This window comes from Pseudomonas sp. McL0111, from assembly GCF_052567255.1.
In genome coordinates this window covers 4,805,208-4,821,690 of record NZ_CP199585.1, presented here as the reverse complement: position 1 = coordinate 4,821,690, position 16,483 = coordinate 4,805,208, and the positions used below count along the sequence as shown (strand labels likewise).

Genomic DNA, 16,483 nt, shown 5'->3' with positions numbered 1-16,483 from the left:
TTGGCGACCATTCTTGAACCTGGGGAAATCGAAGCGGCGGCCAGTTCGCCGCCGTTTCTGCACCTGCCACCGCAGACTCTTTTCACGCTGCGCGCGCAACGCCTCGAACGCCTGGCCGAAGGGCATCCGCTGGCTGAATACCTGCGGCTGATCGCCGGGCTGTGTCGGGCTCAACAGCAGGTTTTCGATGATCCGCCGTTGCCCGCGCCATTCGATACACAGCGCATCGAAGCGTGTCAGCAGCACGGTTTGCCGCCGTTCGCTGCTGACACGTTGATCCGTGAGGATGCATGGCAGGCTTATCTGGACGCCTTGCTGCAACGCTATGTGCCTGCGGAACAACCAGCAGTGATCGACGCCTTGGCGACATTGCGGGGCGCTGATTCCGGCCAGTTACGCAGTTGGGGCGTGGCGCTGGTCAGCGGTCAATATTCGATGGTGCCGGCGCAGTTGGTGCCGTTTCTTGGTGCTGCGCTGCAAGTGGCATGGAGTCATTGGCTGCTGAGCACACCGAACCTGCAACTCAAACCCGGTGACAGCCTCAGCCAATGCCCGGCCTGCGGATCGCCGGCCATGGCCGGGGTCATTCGGCATCGCGCCAAGCACAATGGTTTGCGCTACCTGGTGTGTTCGCTGTGTGCCTGCGAATGGCATGTGGTGCGGGTCAAATGCGTGTATTGCGAGCAGAGCAAAGGCCTTGATTACCTGAGCCTTGAAGATGATCGGCATGCCGCGAATCAGGCTCCGCTGCGCGCCGAGATTTGCCCGAGTTGTAACAGTTACCTGAAATTGCTGTATCTGGAGAACGACGCTGAAGGCGAGGCGTTGTCGGGGGATCTCGCCAGTTTGCTGCTGGATATGCGTCTGGCGCAGGACGGTTATCAGCGTCTGGCACCGAATCTGTTGCTGGCTCCGGGAGACGAATGACCACAGCGTCTACACTCGCCGAACAGTCTTTTGTTTTCGGGGGAGTGGCTGATGTCGTCGAGTGTTGCCCTGCGTTTACCTTCCATTGATGGGTTGTTGCGTCACCCGGCCTGCCTGCCGCTGGCCGAGCGTTATGGTCGCGAGTCTTTGCTGACATGCTTGCGGCAGTTGCTCGATGAGTTGCGCACCGATGTGTTGAACGGGCAATTGGCGGCCATCGAAATCAGCCCCGAAGTGCTTGCCGGTCGCGTTGGCGAACGTCTGTCGATGCAGGCACGCAGCAACGTGCGTCGCGTGTTCAACCTCACTGGCACCGTGCTGCACACCAATCTCGGTCGCGCCTTGCTGCCCGATGAAGCCATCGAAGCGGTGCAGATGGCAGCGCGTTATCCGCTGAATCTCGAATTTGATCTGGCCAGCGGCAAGCGTGGTGACCGCGATGATCTGATCGAAGGCTTGATCCGCGAACTGACCGGCGCCGAAGCCGTCACCGTGGTCAACAACAATGCCGCCGCCGTGCTGCTGACCCTCAACAGCCTTGGCGCCCGCAAGGAAGGCATCATTTCTCGCGGCGAGCTGATCGAAATCGGCGGCGCCTTTCGCATTCCCGACATCATGGCCCGCGCCGGTGTGCGGCTGCATGAGGTCGGCACCACTAATCGCACCCACGCCAAGGATTACGAGGCAGCGATCAGCCCACGCAGCGGTTTGATCATGCGTGTGCATGCGAGCAACTACAGCATCGAAGGTTTTACCGCGCGGGTGCCTACCGATGAATTGGCGGAACTGGCGCACCGCAACGGCCTGCCATTGCTGGAGGATCTGGGCAGCGGGAGCCTGCTGGATTTGACCCGTTGGGGCTTGCCGGCGGAACCGACGGTGCGTCAGGCACTGCTGGATGGTGCTGACATCGTGACTTTCAGCGGTGACAAATTGCTCGGCGGGCCGCAGGCGGGGTTGATTGTCGGGCGCAAAGAGCTGATCGCGAAGATCAAGAAGAACCCGCTGAAGCGTGCGTTACGCGTGGACAAGCTGACCTTGGCCGCGCTGGAGGCGGTGCTTGGTCTGTATCGCGATCCGGATCGTCTGGCCGAGCGCTTGCCGAGTCTGCGTCTGCTGACCCGCCCGCAAACCGAGATTTTCGCTCAAGCCTTGCGCTTGCAACCGTTGCTGGCTGAGGTGCTTGGCGAAACCTGGAGTGTCAGCGCGGTGCAGGCGTTGGGCATGATCGGCAGTGGCAGCCAACCGGTGGCGCGTCTGCCGAGTGCGGCGTTGTGCATGCGTCCGCAAGTGTCGAAACGTTTGCGCGGGCGTTGTCTGCTCAATCTCGAAGCGGCACTGCGGGCGCTGCCGATTCCGGTACTCGGGCGGATTGACGACGATGCGCTGTGGCTGGATCTGCGGCAACTCGACGATGAGCCGGCGTGGCTGGCGCAGCTCGGGCGGCTCAAAACGTGATCGTCGGCACCGCAGGGCACATCGACCACGGCAAGACTTCGCTGCTGCAAGTGTTGACGGGGCAAAGCGGTGACCGCCGGCCGCAGGAGCGCGAGCGAGGCATGACCATCGACCTCGGTTATCTCTACGCCGAACTGGCGCCCGGTGCCGGGCTGACCGGGTTTATCGACGTGCCGGGGCACGAGAAATTCACTCACAACATGCTCGCCGGGGCGCAGGGCATTGATCTGGTGTTGCTGGTGGTCGCGGCGGATGACGGCGTGATGCCGCAGACCCGCGAGCATCTGGCGATTGTTGAACTACTGGGCATCCCCCGGGCGTTGGTGGTGATCACCAAGTGTGATCGGGTCGAGGCGGGCAGGGTGGTGGAGGTTCGGCGGCAGGTTGGCGATTTACTCGCGCCCGGGCCGTTTGCCGACGCGCCGCTGCTGGACGTTTCGAGCGTGACCGGTGACGGCGTCGAGGCTTTGCGTGATGCGCTGATACGAGCGCAGGCCGATGTCGAGGATCGCGGGGTTATCGGCGGCTTTCGTCTGGCGATTGATCGGGCGTTCAGTGTGGCGGGGGCAGGGATTGTGGTGACGGGGACGGCGCTGTCGGGTTCGGTGGCGGTCGGTGACAAATTGATCCTCGGGCCATCCGGCAAGACTGTTCGTGTGCGCGGGTTGCATGCGCAGAATCAGCCCTCCGAGCAGGCCTTCGCCGGACAACGGGTAGCGTTGAACCTCAGCGGCGAGAGGCTGGAACTCGCTCAGATTCATCGCGGCCAATGGTTGCTGGCCGAATGGCTGTTTGCGCCGACGCAACGGCTGGATATCGAGTTGCAGTTGTTGGCTGACGAGCCTCGTACCTTCGAACACTTTCAACCGGTGCATGTGCATCTTGGTACGCAGGATGTGATCGCCCGGGTTGCGTTGCTTGAAGGGGCCAGCCTGAAACCGGGCGGGCGGATGTTCGCGCAATTGCTGACCAATGCGCCGGTGCATGCGGTGAAAGGTGATCGCTTGATCATTCGCGACCAGAGTGCGCAACGGACGCTTGGCGGCGGGCGAGTGCTGGACCCGTTTGCCCCGGCGCGACAACGGCGCAGTCCCGAACGGTTGGCACAATTGAAGGCCCTGGCCGAGAGCCACAACCTGGAACAAACCCTGCCGGTATTGCTCAATCACAGCGTCGCCGGGCTTGATCCGCAACGACTGGAACGCCAGTTCAATCGCCCTCGCGCAGATTGGTCATTACCGCAAAACGTACGCATGATCGACACGCGACAAGGCCCGGTGCTGTTCAACGCTCAGCGTTGGGCTCGGTTGAAATTCACCCTGCTTGAGCAACTTGCACGCTTTCATGAGCTTGAGCCCGATCAAATGGGTCCGGACCGTGATCGTCTGCGGCGTTTCAGTGCGTTGCCGCTGGAGCGTTCGACGTTCGCCAGTCTGCTGGATGAGTTACGCGCTGCCGGTTCAATCGACGCCAGCGGGCCGTGGCTGCATCTGCCGGATCATCAGGTACGCTTGAATGCCGAAGACGAAATACTCTGGTTGCAACTGCAACCGCTGTTTGAACTGGCCGGTTTTGATCCGCCGTGGGTGCGCGACGTTGCGAAAGTTTTGGGCCAGGAGGATGCCGTCGTGCGTCTGTTGCTGCGCAAACTGGCGCGACTCGGCTTGATGCATCAGGTGGTGCGCGATCTTTTTATCAGCGACACGCAACTGCGGCGGATGGCGACGGTGCTGCTGCATCTGGCAGAGGAAAATCCGCAGATCCAGGTGACAAGCTTCCGTGATGCGCTAGGCTTGGGACGCAAACGCTGTATTCAGTTTCTCGAATACTTCGACCGCATCGGCCTGACCCGGCGCATGGGCGAGTCCCGGCTGATCCGCCATGACAATGCGCTGGCAAGCAGCGGCGCAAACTGATTTCAAGGAAGGCAATCGCGCCCGGTGGCGCGGCCGGGCTTCAAACCCGGTTGGGGACGGCATCCGTTCCCGGGCAGGTTCGACTCCGGCTGCCTTCCGCCAATTTAAAGTCAAAAGATCGCTGCCTCGTTTCACTCGTGAGCTCCTACAGAAAGCAGGCAGTCACACAGGTCTTAGAAATTCAGTGGGTACTGGATGACCATGTAAATCCGGTCGATATCGTCGCCCGCTTGGGCACTGTTGGCCCGGTGTGACACGTGTGACAACTGCAACGACAGATCTTTGGCTGACCCGGACTGGACGATGTAGCGCAAATCGATATCACGCTCCCAATGTTTGCCGCCTTCGCCTTGTTGCGGTTGGTATTCGCCGCTTTGCGCATCGAACGGATTGTAGGCGCCACCCTTTGGCGCGTGAGTGCCGTCGATGTGGCTGCCGGAGACGTAGCGGGTCATGAAATTGAGGCCGGGAATGCCGAAGGCGCCCAGATCAAAATCGTATCGAGCTTGCCAGGAGCGTTCGTTGGCGCCGTTGAAGTCGGCGTACTTGATCGAGTTGGCCAGATAAATCGAGTCGCCTCCGACAAAGTCGAACGGCGTGTCGCCGATGATCCGTTGCCAGCCCAGCAGCACCGCGTGCGGGCCGAAAGTGTATTTGCCCGAGAGGCTGAACGCTGTGTTGTCGATAGCGCCGGCCAGCGCTTGGCCGGTGTCGCGGGTGTGATAGAGATTGGCGTCGAGCAGCACGCCGGACTGTTTGAAATGCAGAATGGTGATTGAGCTGATTGCTGCATTGTTGCAGTTGTCAGGTCATGAGGCGGTGAATGTGCTGACGCTATCGCTGGCAGGCCAGCTCCCACATGGGGCAGGGTGTGCCCACCGATGATGGCAGCACACAAAAAACTGTGGGAGCTGGCTTGCCAGCGAAGAGGCCTGCACATTCAACAATGATTTGTCTGACCCACCGCTATCGCTGGCAAGCCAGCTCCCACAGGGTTCAGGGTGTGCCCACCGATGATGGCAGCACACAAAAACTGTGGGAGCTGGCTTGCCAGCGAAGAGGCCTGCACATTCAACGATGATTTGTCTGACCCGCCGCCATCACTGGCAAGCCACTCCCACAGGGGGCAGGGTGTGCCCACCGATGATGGCAGCACACAAAAAACTGTGGGAGCTGGCTTGCCAGCGAAGAGGCCTGCACATTCAACAATGATTTGTCTGACCCACCGCTATCGCTGGCAAGCCAGCTCCCACAGGGTTCAGGGTGTGCCCACCGATGATGGCAGCACACAAAAACTGTGGGAGCTGGCTTGCCAGCGAAGAGGCCTGCACATTCAACGATGATTTGTCTGACCCGCCGCCATCACTGGCAAGCCACTCCCACAGGGGGCAGGGTGTGCCCACCGATGATGGCAGCACACAAAAAACTGTGGGAGCTGGCTTGCCAGCGAAGAGGCCTGCACATTCAACAATGATTTGGCTGACCCACCGCTATCGCTGGCAAGCCAGCTCCCACAGGGATTCAGGGTGTACCCACCGATGAGGGCAGCACACAAAAAACTGTGGGAGCTGGCTTGCCAGCGAAGAGGCCTGAAAATTCAACAATGATTTGTCTGACCCTCCGCTATCGCTGGCAGCCAGCTCCCACAGGAATTCAGGGTGTATCCACCGATGATGGCAGCACACAAAAAACTGTGGGAGCTGGCTTGCCAGCGAAGAGGCCTGAAAATTCAACAATGATTTGTCTGACCCACCGCTATCGCTGGCAAGCCAGCTCCCACAAGGCTTGGTGGTGGTTACAGAGGACAGATTCCCTCTCAACCCGTTACAGGATTCCGTATTCCTGTGCGGTGCGATCTACCGCGATGCGGGTTTTGTCGACCAGTTCATCCAGCTCTGCTCGCGTGGCAACCAGCGCCGGCGCCATGATCATCCGGCCCAGGGTCGAGCGAATGATCAAGCCTTCTTCAAAGCCAATCGTGCGGCAACGCCAGGCGATGTCGTTTTCGTTGGCAAAACGCTTGCGGGTGGCCTTGTCCTCGGCAAACTGCAAAGCCGCCACTAGACCTAGACCCTGAATTTCCCCAACTAGCGGGTGATTGCCGAACACTTCGCGCAGGCAGTTTTGCAGATACGGGCCGGTATCGGTTTTCACCCGGGTAACCACACCTTCATCACGCAACGCCTTGAGGTTGGCAATCGCCACCGCCGCCGCAACCGGGTGCCCGGAGTAGGTGAGGCCATGGGCAAACACGCCACCTTTTTCCACCAGTGCCTCGGCCATGCGCCGCGACAGAATCAGGCCGCCCATAGGGATGTAGCCGGAGGTCAGGCCCTTGGCGATAGACAAAGTATCCGGTTCAAAACCGAATGCCTGATGCGCAAACCATTCGCCAGTCCGGCCGAAACCGCCGATCACTTCATCGGTACAGAGCAACACATCATATTGGCGGCAGATGCGCTGGATTTCAGGCCAGTAAGTCGCTGGCGGGATGATCATGCCGCCAGCGCCCTGGAACGGTTCGGCGACGAACGCTGCGACCTTGTCGGCGCCAAGTTCGAGAATCTTGTCTTCCAGTTGCCGTGCGGCGCGCAGGCCGAATTCCTCGGGGCTCAAATCACCTTCGTGAGCGAACCAGTACGGTTCGTCAATGTGCGCGACGTCTGGAATGGTGCCGCCCATTTCGTGCATGAACTTCATCCCGCCCAACGCCGTCGCGGCCAGGGTCGAGCCGTGGTAGCCGTTCCAGCGGCCGATCATGATTTTCTTCTCGGGCTGGCCCATCACCTGCCAGAATTTGCGCACGGTGCGGATCAGCACTTCGTTGGCTTCGGAGCCCGAGTTGGTGTAGATCGCGTGGCTGTAGTGCTTCGGCAGCAGGCTGAACAATAGCTCCGACAGCTCGATCACTGCCGGGTGAGTGGTGTGAAAGAACATGTTGTAGTAGGGCAGTTGTTCCAGTTGCGCGGTCGCAGCGGCGGCGAGATCCTTGCGGCCATAGCCGAGATTGGTGCACCACAGGCCGGACATGCCGTCGAGATAGCGATTGCCGTCGTTGTCCCACAATGCCAGACGATCACCGCTGACCATTACTCGCGGGCCTTCTTCGTTGAGGGCTTTCTGGTCGACGAACGCGTGGATATGGTGAGCGGCGTCGGCGGCCTGATAATCGCGAGTGGTACGGGTCGGATCGAGTTCGACAGACATGGCTGATCTCCAGGAAAACAGGGCGGGTGGGTGCATTGGGTCTGCACTGCACGAGCTAATATTTGTCACCTTAAAATATTTTTGTAAAGAAAATAATTTGTTGTTAAAAAGAACAATCTTAAGCTGTCACCCATCAAGCAAGGCACGGCAGAGGCAAGATGAGCGGACTCAGAGAGCGACAGAAAGAACAGCGCAGGCAAGACATCGCTCAAGCAGCGCTGGAGTTGTTCAGAGCCAATGGCTTTGGCGCGACCACCCTGGAACAGATCGCCAATCAGGCCGGTGTGTCGGCACCGACCGTGGTCAATTACTTCGGCGGCAAGCAGGAAATTCTGCTGGCGTTGCTCAAGCAACCCGACGAGCAGGCCATGCGCGACGCCCGGGCCAATCTGGATGAGCAGAGCGATCCGCTCGACGCGCTGTGCGAATTCGAAGGCTTGATGACCGACTACCAACTGCAAGCCATGCCCGCATCGCTGTGGCGGGAACTGGCGCCATTTCTGCTAACGGGTGAACTGGCTCAGGCATTGAGCCCGTGGAATGCAGCGGTAATCGAAGAGACCAAGGCACTGCTGGAGCATTTTCAGCGCGCAGGCAAAGTGCGTGAATCGATCGATATCGACGTCGCCGCGACGCTGTTCAACCAGTACGCCAACATGGCGTTTATTCGTCTCGCGACCGAAACCACGCAGGATAGACAAGCGCATGCCCTGCACATGCGTAGCGTGTTGAATCTGCTGTGCCATGGAATGCTCGAGAACCCGGTCTGACAACCGCTCATCGCTGAACTACGCTGCCTTACGTATCCCTCACTGACCGGGCGTAAGGAAAAAGGCGCATGCGCAGCAAGCTGTTGGCGGTATCGATGGTGGTGTTCGCAATGCTCTGGTCCGGGCTTCTCTGGGCTGTCGATGAGACGGACAAACCGGCGAATGAAGCGGTGGAACTGAAGATCGCCAATCGCAGCATCATGCTGTTTCGCGCAACGATTCTCGGCGAGGCGCCGGCATCGCGGGTCAAACGGGCGAAGGTGGTCATCAGCGAAGCGCTGGATGAAACCGACAATCTCAATGTCACGGTCGATCCGATCCAGAACAGTTACATGGTGCTGCTGGGCGACAAGCGTGCATTCATCGTTTCACCCAAGGATGTCGATGCACTCGAATACGCCTCGGTGCAACAAGCCGCCGAAGGTGCTGCGGCGAAACTGCGCCAGGTTGTCGCCGAAACCCAGGAAGCGCGCAGCCTGCATCTGATCCTCAGATCCCTCGCGATGGCCGCCGTGGCCACGCTGATTTACCTCTCATTGCTCTGGTGTCTGGCGTATCTGCGCCGCCGCTTGCTGACAAAACTTCCCGAGTTGATGGAACGTCACACTCAGGCGCTGAAAGTCGGGCGGGTGCAACTGATCGATGCCAACTACCTGTATCCATTGGCCAGCCGTTTGCTGTTGCTGCTGCGCTGGTTGGTCATCCTGCTGCTGACTTACGAGTGGCTGGGATTTGTCCTGTCGCGGTTTCCCTACACCCGGCCGTGGGGTGAAAGTCTCAATAACTATCTGCTGGAAGTGGCCGGTTACTTGCTGCAAGGCATCGTCGGGGCGATTCCCGGGCTCGGTGTGGCGCTGGCAATTTTCTTTATTGCCCGTGGCGCCACCGCGTTCAGTCGGCGGGTGCTGCGACGCATGGCGACGCCGGGAACGTTCAGTTGGCTGAACAGCGAAACCCTGCAACCCACCCAACGCCTGACTTCACTGGCGATCTGGTTGTTTGCACTGGCGATGGCCTATCCGTACTTGCCGGGTGCCGGAACCGATGCGTTCAAAGGCTTGTCGGTGTTGATCGGCCTGATGATTTCGCTGGGCGCGACCAGCGTGGTCGGGCAAGCAGCGGCAGGGCTGATCCTCACTTACACGCGCACCTTGCGCCCGGGCGAGTTCGTGAAAATTGGCGAATACGAAGGCACCGTGACGGAGCTGGGCATGTTCACCACGCGCATACGCACGGGCCTCGGCGAAGTGCTGACACTGCCCAATTCGATGATCACCGGCACCGTTACCAAAAACTATTCGCGCACAGTGCAAGGCCCGGGCTATGTGGTCGACACGGTGGTGACCATCGGCTACGACACACCATGGCGGCAGGTCGAGGCGATGTTGCTGGAAGCCGCCAAACGCACCCCCGGTATTCTCGAAGACCCGGCGGCGCAGGTGTTCCAGACTGCCTTGTCAGATTTCTATCCCGAGTATCGACTGGTGGCCCAGGCGATTCCGAGCCAGCCACGGCCACGGGCGGTGCTGCTGAGCATGCTGCACGCGAACATTCAGGATGTGTTCAACGAGTACGGCGTGCAGATCATGTCGCCGCACTATCTGGGTGATCCGAAAGAGCAGAAGTGGGTGCCGAAAGACCAGTGGTTTACCGCGCCTGCGCAAGAACCGAAAGATCCGCAACCGCCGCAGTAGGCCCGGTTCAGGCCTTCGGCAACCATGGCTGCATCTGCTCCAACAAGCCACGTCCGCCACGGCGCAATCCACCGGCCAGTCCCAGCCAAGACAGGTCGGTGATGATCACATCGGTTGCGCGCAGCATTCGCACTTCGCCGGCCGTGCCGCCACCCGGCCCACCGTCGGGCATGTACACGGTCAACCAGTCACCGACGCTTTCCAGCACCAGACACAGACGCCAGCCTTGTTCTTCGGCGACCATGCCGACCTTCGAAGCGTCGGCATTTTCCAGCCCGGCGAGGCGGGCAGTGGCGTCCTTGATCAGTTCATAACCCGGCAATTTGCTCAGCACTTTGTCTTCGCTGGCCTGAAGCGCCCGAGCCGCCGTCGAGGTTTTTGCCAGCAGCCCGGCGAGAAAGCACAGCACGATCAAACCAATCAGGGCCGCCAGCGTTACCAATGTCACGCCGGCAATGTCGTGGCCAGCAAACATCGGCAGCAGTTTTTCCACCGGCCCGCGCAACAGGTGAATGGCTTTTTCTATCAGGACGAAAATCAACACCAACGGCAGAATGAACAGCAGGCCGCCGATCACCGTGGTTTTAACGAACTTGAACATGACAGCTCCTTGAGAACGACCTTCAGTGATCCGGTTCAAGGCTAGCTGATAAAAAATCAGGAGGTAGACTGGTGCGATTTGAGTTGTCTTCTGAGGATTTGCTTTGGTTGCTTGAGCATCTGGTGCGACTGCATCCGGATCACGAGTGGGTTCGAAGAATCAAAGTGATCGGTATCGCCAATGGTAGCTCGGAGGGGGAAGCCAGTCGGAACACTGATGGGTAACTTTTCAGAATCGCCTCATGTCCGCAGAGGGGACACGCACAAACAATGATCTGTCGAAATTGCTAAGGCAGATACACTTTTGTGCGTGGGCCATCACAAGGTTTCCAGGCAACCGCAGGTTTTCTGTTGATTGCAGACGCGAGCGCGCCAAGCATAAGACGAATCTTAAAATATGCCTGTGTATTGGGCCATAAGGCTCAACGCAGCAACCTCAAACAATATCGTCGATCAGGATGTGATGCTGGCCGCGACTGCATTGCTCGATTCGCGCCTCGACCTTGTAGACGTTACGCAGCATCAACTCGGTGATTACCTCATGACTCGGCCCGCTGCCCTGCGCGGTGCCATCGGCGATGACCAGCACTTGATCGGCAAACCGTAACGCCTGATTCAGGTCATGGATCGCGATAAACACGATGACCGAGCGCTTGCGCGCCAGTGCACGCATGAAGTTCAGTACCTGCACCTGACGATGCATGTCGAGTGCGCTGGTCGGCTCGTCCATCAACAGGATTTCCGGTTCGCGCACCAGTGTCTGGGCAATCGACACCAATTGTTGCTGACCGCCGCTGAGTTCGCCGAGATTGCGGAAGGACAGTTCGGTGATGCCCAATGCGCCGAGGATGTCGTCGACCAGTTTCAATTCGTCATTGTGGACGACCCAGCCAGGCGTCAATTGCTTGCGCGCCAGCAGGACCGACTCGTACACGGTCAGTCGGGCACTGGCGTTCAGACCCTGGGGCATGTAGCTGATGCCCTGCGCGCCTTTTTTCGAGTCCTGCAAAATCACTTGGCCGGGGCCGTCGATCAACCCGGCCATGCGTTTGAACAGAGTCGATTTGCCCGCCGCATTCGGGCCGACCACCGCGACTACCTGGCCGCCGCTAAAGGTGCCTGTGCTGACGCCGCTGATGATCGTGCGTTGACCGTAACGCGCGCCGAGATTCTCCAGCTGAATCTTCACCATGAGTTTTTCTTCCCGCCCAGAATCAGAGATATGAAGAACGGCACGCCGATCAGTGACGTGACCACACCGATGGGAAAAATCGCCCCCGGGATCAGGGTTTTGCTAACCACCGAACTGGCGGACAGGATCAACGAACCAGTGAGCAGTGAAGCGGGCAGGAAGAATCGCTGGTCTTCGCCGATGAGCATACGGGCGATGTGCGGGCCAACTAATCCGATAAAGCCGATGGTGCCGACAAACGCCACCGGAAACGAAGCGAGCAGGCTGACCATGATCAGCGTCTGAAAACGCAGGCTGCGCACATTGATGCCGAAACTCGCGGCTTTGTCATCGCCCAGGCGCAAAGCGGTCAGTGCCCAGGCGCGCTTGGCGAAAATCGGCAGGGTGATGAGGATCACCAGACAAATCACCCCAAGTTTCGGCCACGTCGCTTTGGTCAGGCTGCCCATGGTCCAGAACACCACGGCAGCCACGGCTTGTTCGGTGGCAAAAAACTGCACCAACGCCAGCAACGCGTTGAAGGTGAATACCAGCGCAATGCCGAGCAACACGATGGTCTCGGCCGTCACGCCACGGCGCATGCTCAAGAAGTGAATCAGCAGCGCTGACAGCATGGCCATGATGAACGCGTTCACCGGCACCATGTATTGCGCCGCAAACGGGAACAGCGCGACGCCAAATGCCAGGCCCATGGCCGCGCCGAAACTGGCGGCAGCGGAAATGCCCAGGGTGAACGGGCTGGCCAGCGGATTGTTGAGGATGGTCTGCATCTGCGCACCGGCCAGCGACAACGCGGCACCGACCGCGACGGCCATCAGTGCCACCGGCAAGCGAATTTCCCACATCACCACCCGCACTTGCGGCGAAGCGCTGTCCGGCGAAAACAGTGCGCCGAGCACTTCGCTGAGGCTGTAACTCGCCGGCCCCAGTGCCAGATCAAGCAGCACGCTGCACATCAGCAGCAACACCAGTGCGCCGAGGATCAGTCGTTTGCGCAGCACCAGTCGGCGGTAGGTATCGCGCTGCACGACCATGGCTTCGTTCAGCGAACTCATGGTTTGACCTCGGGTTTCAGGCTGACAAAGTAACCGGGCTCATAGGGCACAGGCAGGAAGCGCTCATGCAGTTCGCGAAACGAGGCGTCGGGGTCGAGATCGGCAAACAGCGTCGGGTGAAACCACTTCGCCAATTGCTGGATCGCCACGAACTGATAGGGGCTGTTGTAGAACTGATGCCAAATGGCATGGAACGCTTGATCGTCCTGCGCCTTGATGCCGGCGTATGCCGCACGCTGGGTGTACCACGCGAGTTTTTTCCGGGCTTGTGCCATGTCCGCGCCCGGGCCGACGCCAACCCAGTGGCCGCCGGGGGCAAAGGCTTCCCAGTTGGCAGTGGTGACAACCACATGGTCTGGATTGGCGACGATCACTTGCTCGGGGTTCAACTGGCCGAACGTGGTGGGAATGATGCGTTTGGCGATGTTGTTGCCACCGGCCATCTCAACGAAACGACCAAAGTTTTCATTGCCAAAGCTCAGGCAGCAATCGTCGGTGTAGCCGCCAATGCGCTCGATGAACACGTTGGGCCGGGCAGGGTGATTGGCCTCGATCACATCGGTGACGCGACGGATCTGCTGGTTGCGAAAATCGATGAACGCTTCGGCGCGCTGTTCTTTGCCGAAGAGCTGGCCGAACAGGCGCATGGTTGGCTCGGTGTTCTGCATCGGGTTATTGCGAAAATCGACGTAGACCACCGGAATGCCGAGGGCATCAAGCTTCTCGATATAGCGCGCATCTTCAGTGGCGTGCTGTGCCTCGACGTTGAGGATAATCACGTCGGGACGCTGGGAGATCGCTTGTTCGATGTCGAACGTGCCGTCCTCAAAGCCGCCAAAGGTCGGGATCTTGGCGATGTCGGGAAACTTTCGCAGATACGCGCCGTAGGTGTCCGGGTCAGACTGGATCAGATCCTTGCGCCAGCCAACGATGCGCTCGATGGGGTTTTGCGTGTCCAGCGCGGCGACCAGATAGAGCTGGCGACCTTCACCGAGGATCACCCGTCTGACCGGCAGATGCACTTTGACCTTGCGTCCGAGCAAGTCAGTCACTGTGCTCAGTGCTGGATCAGCGTCGGCTGCCTGTGCGCTGCGAGGTGCAAGGGATAACAACGCCACGCCAGACAAAATCGCCAGCAGCAGTGCAGCGAAGGCGTGGCTGCGTCGAAAAATAGTAACCATGATTAATGCCTTTGCAGAAGCCGGATCAGGTAACGGCAAACACTGCCGCCAAGACTCGGTGGTTTAGAAATCGACAGTGGCCGACAGCAGCAATGTGCGTGGCGAACCTTGAGAAAACGCGCCGTACGACGCCACGCCAGACCAATACTCGCGATCGAATACGTTCTGCACAGTGGCGCGGAATGTCGTTGGTCGCTCGGCGATGCGAGTGGCGTACCGCGCGCCGACATCAAAACGGGTCCAGGCATCCAGCTCCTGGGTGTTGGCCTGATTCACGTATTGGCTGCCGGTGAAGATCGCGCCGCTAGTCAGGGTCAATCCTTCGACTTGCGGGGTGTCCCATTCGGCCCAGAGGTTGGCCTGGACTTCAGGCACGCCGACCGGCTTGTTGCCTCGATTGGCGGCAACCCCGGTTTTGGTGAGTTCGGCATCAAGCAGGGTCACGCCGCCCAGCAGGCGCGTGCCTTTGGCGACTTCGCCGAACATGTTCAGCTCCACGCCGCGATTGCGCTGTTCGCCCTGTACCGAGAACACCCCCGAGGTCTGTTCGCCGCTGGGTTTCTTGATCTGGAACAGCGCGAGAGTCGAGGTGAAGGTGCCGTAGTCGACCTTGACCCCGACTTCATGTTGCCGGGACACGTAAGGCGCAAAAATCTCGCCGGCATTCGATGCGGTCGAGGGCGCGATATCGCCTTTGCTCAGGCCTTCGATGTAGTTGTAGTAGAACGAAACGTGATCCCAGGGTTTGACCACAGCGCCGAACAGTGGCGTGGTCTTGCCGTCATCGTAGGAGGTGGTGACCACGCCGGCCGGGTTGTAGTTGTCGGACTTGATATTCTGCTTGCGCAGGCCAGCGGTGACTTTCAAACGCTCATCCAGCACCGACAATGTGTCGGCGACGGCCACGCCGGACAATTCGGTTTCGGAGACTTTCAACGCGTCCGGCGTAGGGATATCAGGTTTCGGACGATCAATCGGGTGGTAGATGTTCGACAGGATGGCGGGCCCGGAAATAATCCCTCGGGACAATTCATCGCGATAACGCGTGACCTGAAGGGCGGTGCTGTGGCTGATCGGTCCGGTGTCGAAGCGCAGCCGTGCTCCGGCGTCGATTGTGTAGCGCTCGACTTCGAATTTGTAGTAACCGGGGATCGACGAGGTATCACCCGCCGCGTTGATGATGGTCGGCGTCTGATCGGACATGCGCGCGACGTTCGATCTGCCGGCACCGGCGTGAGCAAATATTGTCAGGTCGTCGTTCAGATCATATTCACCACCGAGCAACGCCGATTTGTCCCGGGTCCTCGACCAGCCCCAGTCCTGGCTGACGTTGGTACGGCCATTGGCCGCCGAGGGAATGTCGACGCCGCTGGCGATCAGAAACGGTCGGGATGCGGCATCGATTTTTTCCTTCTGGCTGAGCAGATCCAGGGTGGTGCGCAAGCGGTCACCCTGATAGTCGAACGAGATGGCGCCGATATCGACATTTCGCGATTGCTCGTCAATGGCCGTGTTGCCCTGTTGCGTGCTGCCGTTGATGCGCACCCCGAACCGACGCTCAGGGCCAAAACGCCGACTGAGGTCGAAGTGGCCGCCGAGCTGTGTGTTCATCGCATAACTGGCGGTGAATCGGGTCAGGTCTTCATCGAGAGAGCGCTTTGGCACTACGTTGATCACGCCGCCGACGGCGCTGTTCGGAGACATGCCATAAAGCAGAGCGCCGGGGCCTTTGACCACTTCGATACGCTCGGCGAACTCGGTGAACACTCGATAGTTGGGCGCAACGCCGTAGACACCATCGAAGGCTATCTCGCCGAGATTGCCTTCACCCACCGGAAAGCCACGAATGAAGAACGAGTCGACAATCCCGCCGGTCTGCCCGGTGGAACGCACCGAGGAATCGCGTTCGAGCAAATCGCCGACGGTAACGGCCTGCTGATCCTTGATCATTTCCGAGGTGTAGCTGCTGACGCTGAAGGGCGCGTCCATCACATCGGTGTTGCCGAGCATGCCGAGGCGTCCGCCCTGGGCGACCTGATTTCCCGAGTACACCGCAGGCAGGCTGTCACTGCTTTTATCGATGCCGCCGATGGTGGTTTCGCTCAGCGTCAAACTGCGTGGCGCCAGGGTGTAGCTGCCATCGCTGCGCGCAAGCATGTCCAGGCCGCTGCCGGCCAACAACCGGGTGGACGCTTCCTGAGTGGAATATTTGCCGTAAAGCCCCGGGCTCATCAGACCTTCGGTAACCGAGGGCTGAAACGACAGGGCAATGCCGGCGTCCACGGCAAAACTCGACAGGGTTGCACCGAGCGGGCCGGGAGCGATGTTGTACGAACGCACGACCGCCGAGTCGAGTTGCACCGGCACCGCGGCGAGCGCTTGCGGGCTCGCGGCACAGACCAGGGCCAGGCTCAGCAACGCACTGCAAATAGCGGGCTTGAGCGGGCAATCCGGGCGCAAGGGTCGTGCAACGAGCATGAATG

Annotated in this window: 11 protein-coding genes, 1 tRNA gene and 1 pseudogene; 6 read left to right on the top strand and 7 right to left on the bottom strand. The window is 59.7% G+C overall.

Annotation, left to right across the window (positions count from 1 at the left end; genetic code table 11):
- The 4 genes from fdhE to ACTWLJ_RS21935 all read left to right on the top strand — a co-directional run bounded on the left by fdhE (position 1) and on the right by ACTWLJ_RS21935 (position 4,403).
- Positions 1-927 (top strand): formate dehydrogenase accessory protein FdhE, encoded by a 927-nt coding sequence (fdhE, locus tag ACTWLJ_RS21950; RefSeq protein WP_445178417.1) that lies wholly within the window; start codon positions 1-3, stop codon positions 925-927.
- Positions 928-978: 51 nt separating this feature from the next.
- The gene (selA, locus tag ACTWLJ_RS21945) at positions 979-2,385 is read left to right on the top strand and encodes an L-seryl-tRNA(Sec) selenium transferase (protein WP_445178416.1); all 1,407 of its coding nucleotides are present in this window, start codon (positions 979-981) and stop codon (positions 2,383-2,385) included.
- Positions 2,382-4,301: a selenocysteine-specific translation elongation factor gene (gene selB / locus ACTWLJ_RS21940; RefSeq protein ID WP_445181397.1), complete on the top strand. Its 1,920-nt coding sequence runs from the start codon at positions 2,382-2,384 to the stop codon at positions 4,299-4,301. The genes selA and selB overlap by 4 nt, the downstream gene beginning before the upstream one ends.
- Positions 4,302-4,307: 6 nt before the next feature.
- Positions 4,308-4,403, top strand: a tRNA-Sec gene (locus ACTWLJ_RS21935).
- A 71-nt stretch (positions 4,404-4,474) separates the two neighbouring features.
- Here the strand turns inward: ACTWLJ_RS21935 and ACTWLJ_RS21930 are convergent.
- A pseudogene (locus ACTWLJ_RS21930) lies at positions 4,475-5,068 on the bottom strand (OprD family outer membrane porin); the annotation flags it as partial.
- Between the two features lie 1,057 nt (positions 5,069-6,125).
- The gene (locus ACTWLJ_RS21925) at positions 6,126-7,508 is read right to left on the bottom strand and encodes an aspartate aminotransferase family protein (protein ID WP_445178415.1); all 1,383 of its coding nucleotides are present in this window, start codon (positions 7,506-7,508) and stop codon (positions 6,126-6,128) included.
- A gap of 158 nt (positions 7,509-7,666) precedes the next feature.
- On the opposite strand from ACTWLJ_RS21925, the gene ACTWLJ_RS21920 reads away from it, so the two are divergent.
- Positions 7,667-8,278 (top strand): TetR/AcrR family transcriptional regulator, encoded by a 612-nt coding sequence (locus ACTWLJ_RS21920; protein ID WP_445178414.1) that lies wholly within the window; start codon positions 7,667-7,669, stop codon positions 8,276-8,278.
- Positions 8,279-8,346: 68 nt separating this feature from the next.
- Positions 8,347-9,972, top strand: coding sequence for a mechanosensitive ion channel family protein (locus tag ACTWLJ_RS21915; RefSeq protein WP_445178413.1), 1,626 nt, complete (start codon positions 8,347-8,349; stop codon positions 9,970-9,972).
- 7 nt (positions 9,973-9,979) lie between these two features.
- Here the strand turns inward: ACTWLJ_RS21915 and ACTWLJ_RS21910 are convergent, their stop codons facing one another.
- The 5 genes from ACTWLJ_RS21910 to ACTWLJ_RS21890 all read right to left on the bottom strand — a co-directional run bounded on the left by ACTWLJ_RS21910 (position 9,980) and on the right by ACTWLJ_RS21890 (position 16,478).
- The gene (locus ACTWLJ_RS21910) at positions 9,980-10,573 is read right to left on the bottom strand and encodes a hypothetical protein (protein ID WP_445178412.1); all 594 of its coding nucleotides are present in this window, start codon (positions 10,571-10,573) and stop codon (positions 9,980-9,982) included.
- A gap of 435 nt (positions 10,574-11,008) precedes the next feature.
- Entirely contained in the window at positions 11,009-11,764 is a 756-nt protein-coding gene (locus tag ACTWLJ_RS21905; protein ID WP_445178411.1) for an ABC transporter ATP-binding protein, read from the bottom strand.
- The gene (locus ACTWLJ_RS21900) at positions 11,758-12,819 is read right to left on the bottom strand and encodes a FecCD family ABC transporter permease (protein ID WP_401208362.1); all 1,062 of its coding nucleotides are present in this window, start codon (positions 12,817-12,819) and stop codon (positions 11,758-11,760) included. Before ACTWLJ_RS21900 ends, ACTWLJ_RS21905 begins: the two co-directional genes overlap by 7 nt.
- Positions 12,816-14,000, bottom strand: coding sequence for an ABC transporter substrate-binding protein (locus tag ACTWLJ_RS21895; protein WP_445178410.1), 1,185 nt, complete (start codon positions 13,998-14,000; stop codon positions 12,816-12,818). Before ACTWLJ_RS21895 ends, ACTWLJ_RS21900 begins: the two co-directional genes overlap by 4 nt.
- A gap of 63 nt (positions 14,001-14,063) precedes the next feature.
- Complete coding sequence (locus ACTWLJ_RS21890; RefSeq protein ID WP_445178409.1) at positions 14,064-16,478, bottom strand: TonB-dependent siderophore receptor; 2,415 nt, start codon at positions 16,476-16,478, stop codon at positions 14,064-14,066.
- Positions 16,479-16,483: the final 5 nt, after the last annotated feature.

Excerpts from the sequence above, each read along its gene's own strand:
- ACTWLJ_RS21910 (WP_445178412.1), bottom strand. The coding sequence starts at position 10,573 with ATGTTCAAGTTCGTTAAAACCACGGTGATCGGCGGCCTGCTGTTCATT.
- ACTWLJ_RS21905 (WP_445178411.1), bottom strand. The coding sequence starts at position 11,764 with ATGGTGAAGATTCAGCTGGAGAATCTCGGCGCGCGTTACGGTCAACGC.
- ACTWLJ_RS21920 (WP_445178414.1), top strand. The coding sequence starts at position 7,667 with ATGAGCGGACTCAGAGAGCGACAGAAAGAACAGCGCAGGCAAGACATC.
- selA (WP_445178416.1), top strand. The coding sequence starts at position 979 with ATGTCGTCGAGTGTTGCCCTGCGTTTACCTTCCATTGATGGGTTGTTG.
- ACTWLJ_RS21915 (WP_445178413.1), top strand. The coding sequence starts at position 8,347 with ATGCGCAGCAAGCTGTTGGCGGTATCGATGGTGGTGTTCGCAATGCTC.
- ACTWLJ_RS21895 (WP_445178410.1), bottom strand. The coding sequence starts at position 14,000 with ATGGTTACTATTTTTCGACGCAGCCACGCCTTCGCTGCACTGCTGCTG.
- ACTWLJ_RS21890 (WP_445178409.1), bottom strand. The coding sequence starts at position 16,478 with ATGCTCGTTGCACGACCCTTGCGCCCGGATTGCCCGCTCAAGCCCGCT.
- ACTWLJ_RS21925 (WP_445178415.1), bottom strand. The coding sequence starts at position 7,508 with ATGTCTGTCGAACTCGATCCGACCCGTACCACTCGCGATTATCAGGCC.
- ACTWLJ_RS21900 (WP_401208362.1), bottom strand. The coding sequence starts at position 12,819 with ATGAGTTCGCTGAACGAAGCCATGGTCGTGCAGCGCGATACCTACCGC.